Annotated in this window: 2 protein-coding genes; one reads left to right on the plus strand and one right to left on the minus strand. The window is 37.9% G+C overall.

Annotated elements, in window-relative coordinates; genetic code table 11:
* The first annotated feature begins 847 nt into the window (after window positions 1-847).
* Complete coding sequence (locus H1P_RS32420; protein WP_144875466.1) at window positions 848-1,564, plus strand: hypothetical protein; 717 nt, start codon at window positions 848-850, stop codon at window positions 1,562-1,564.
* A 508-nt stretch (window positions 1,565-2,072) separates the two neighbouring features.
* On the opposite strand, the gene H1P_RS32425 is transcribed toward H1P_RS32420, so the two are convergent.
* Window positions 2,073-2,828: an FkbM family methyltransferase gene (locus H1P_RS32425; RefSeq protein WP_144875468.1), complete on the minus strand. Its 756-nt coding sequence runs from the start codon at window positions 2,826-2,828 to the stop codon at window positions 2,073-2,075.
* Window positions 2,829-2,907: the final 79 nt, after the last annotated feature.

Raw genomic sequence — 2,907 nt, forward strand, 5'->3', positions numbered from 1 at the left:
GATCTGACAAGTCTTGCAGCAATAATTCCACGCGCTCCCAATTTTCTTTAGCTGATGTTGCCATTGCCAGATAATGTGAGTAACGAGATTGGTAATAGCTCCTCATTTGAGTTAAAGAAGAAATTGCCAATAGTTTCAGAAGGTAATACAGGAATACCTATTTGACGAAACAGTTTTTTAGCTTGATATTCGAGTAAGTCCATCCTTTTGTTAAAAGAATCATTAATTTTAGCAAGTGCTTTATTCCTAAGTTACCATTTACATTGATCATCGTCTTTCTAATTGTGACGGAAATCTCACCATGATTATTAACAAGCGATTACAGAAAAAGTTACTTTGTAATCATCAGTCTTCTTGGTGTATACTCCAGAAGTTAATTCTATCGATAGATCTAGTTTTATGGCACCTGTCAAGCTTTCAGATCGCCATCGGACGAGAAAGAATACTCTATAATTACACTCAGAGGTTACTTTTATAGGTAAACTGTTATAGGTAAACACGGTGCATTTTATTTTTTCTAGATTGCTAAAGTCTATTTATAGTACACACTTATGGCAATTCAAGTAAAATATCCCAGTAACAAAGCTCCGTTGTAGTTCTCTACTATTCAACATCAGTTGCTCGCGAGATCGCCGAAGGCGAGGCGCTGCGCGATCGAATAAGAAGAGTAAAGAAGCCAAAAAATTTCTCGTAGACCAAACAGCAGGCTAGAAAAGTTATCAGTAAGGATTTTGTCTTCAAAGCTTCAGGATCCTCTGTCTAGCTCAGTCGATAGCCTGAAACGCGATCGAGAAAAATCAGTTCGGAGGATAGTCCCATAGCAGAATTTTATAACCACGGAAGGGGAATGGAACAAGCATTAATCATTATCAACGCCGAAGTTAACGAGAAAGGACAACTAATTTCTGCGTCACCAGTTACAGAAAGAATGGTTACAGCACTACAAAAAGGAATTGCTAAGTATTCTCCTCAAGCAGAAGCAGAAACAACTTCTGTTGGTGCGCTGTGGTCAAAAACGGGTAAAAGAGCAGACCGCAAAGCCCATCCTGTTTATTGCCCTCTCACAATTCAATTACCAGAATACTTTGATTTTTCTGCCAAGAAAATTTATTCTGCTTGCAAAGACATTTCTGGTAGGAGACGTTGGGTAGAAAGCAAGCTTGGGTTTAAAACTAGCGTTGGTGATTCTTGGTTGGGTCATCTTTGGCTACCAATTATCTTGACTAAAGACAAGCCTCTGTTTGGTAGTATTATTGGTGAAGGTGCAATTCCTAACTATTACGAGCAACCCATAGACTTTCCCCTCACAAAACTTAAGCCTCTCTATAATTTAGCGTCTAACCTTCTCGAATCTTTATCTGCTACTCCTGCGGTTTATTTACTGCAATTCAGCCTCTACAGTAACGAAATTGTCTTTGATCGCTTATGGCCATTTCCTGCTACTCCTGCATTAGCTAGTTTAAGTGGTTCTGAAATAGATTTGTATAGCTGTCATTGGCTGTGCCTTACTGAGAAATCAATTCCTGAATTGGAGCAAGTCAATACAACAATGCCGATTTTTTAGAAAATGAATAAATTAAGCTCCTGAATTGCTGCTGTAGGGCTAATTTTTGAATTGTAGCCATCCGCTCAAAGTAAAAAGTAAAACGTTTTATTAGTACGTGTTATCAAAGAACTAGCTGATAATGAGGTACGTTGAGAGACATAGAATTAAAGAGAATAATCCTAATTTAGCAACAGAGAGACAACCTATGTTTTCTGTCTAAAAATCTCCATATAACAATTTCAATGAGACGACGAGTTTGAATTAATGCTCGAATCCATTGTTTCGGACGTTCTTCAAACATATTAGAGTATTTCGGGGTTTGAAGGTTTAGTTGATCGAGATTCAAATTTTACTCTTTTCGATATTTTTATTACATTGAAAAGAGTAATTAATTTAGAGCGATTGATTGAGTCATATTTCTTAAGATTAGCTCAGTATCCTCTTTTCTATCTGCCCTGTGGGGTTTTGAGGACAGATAGGAAAGGAAATTAATGACAATTGGATAGCTCAAAAGATCTAATCTTTTTCAGTCAGCCCTAACTAATTTGGCAATATTCTCATAGCATTCTCCTTTAGGTACTGCCAGAAAATCATGTCCAATTAGTGAGTTGGAGCTATCAGGCTCAAAATACTCTAAATGCATCCGAAAGAGACATCTTGGAATAGAGAAGAATCCATATCCGAGATCGCTCAAGATTTTAATGGCAGGTTGCTCGCGAACTGGTTTCTCTAACTTTTCATTTAGCTCAAAAAGAATCGCTTTAGGACGAATCGCCTCCAATACTTCCTGTCCACCCTTAAACACTTCAGCTTCAAAACCTTCAACATCAATTTTGAGCAGTCCTATGGACTTTATACCTTCTTCATCCACAATTTTAGAAAGAGGGCGTACTAGAACTTCAACCACATCGCAGTCAATCAATTCTCTATTACGAATAAGTGAAGCTGCTCCTGCATTGACTCTAGGAATTCGCAATTCGAGTGAACCTTGTTCTGCTCCTAAAGCTACTGGGTGTAAGCATACATTAGAGACTTGATTGTGAGTAAGAGTTTCTTCAAGAATCGAATGCAAATCAGGATTAGGCTCAAAAGCATGAACTTTGCCGTTTTTACCAACTAGTGTAGAGAGCCAAAGTGTAACCATACCGATGTTGGCACCAATATCCAGCACTGTATCACCAGGCTTGACAATTTGAGCACATATCCATGTGAGCTTACGATCGAGGTCACCAACGTAAAAAGCTGCACGTCCAACATAGTCATTGAGACAGGGCAAACGCATCTAAATTTCAAAAGCTAGACAGAAAAAGAGATTGAAGAAGTTCAATAGCCTCAAATTAAATTTAATATCTGCATTTTTT

Origin of the sequence: Hyella patelloides LEGE 07179, from assembly GCF_900659865.1 — a bacterium.
In the GTDB taxonomy this organism is placed as follows: Bacteria; Cyanobacteriota; Cyanobacteriia; order Cyanobacteriales; family Xenococcaceae; genus Hyella; species Hyella patelloides.

What these genes read in the sequence shown, in the direction of transcription:
- H1P_RS32420 (WP_144875466.1), top strand. Translation starts at nt 848, where the DNA reads ATGGAACAAGCATTAATCATTATCAACGCCGAAGTTAACGAGAAAGGA.
- H1P_RS32425 (WP_144875468.1), bottom strand. Translation starts at nt 2,828, where the DNA reads ATGCGTTTGCCCTGTCTCAATGACTATGTTGGACGTGCAGCTTTTTAC.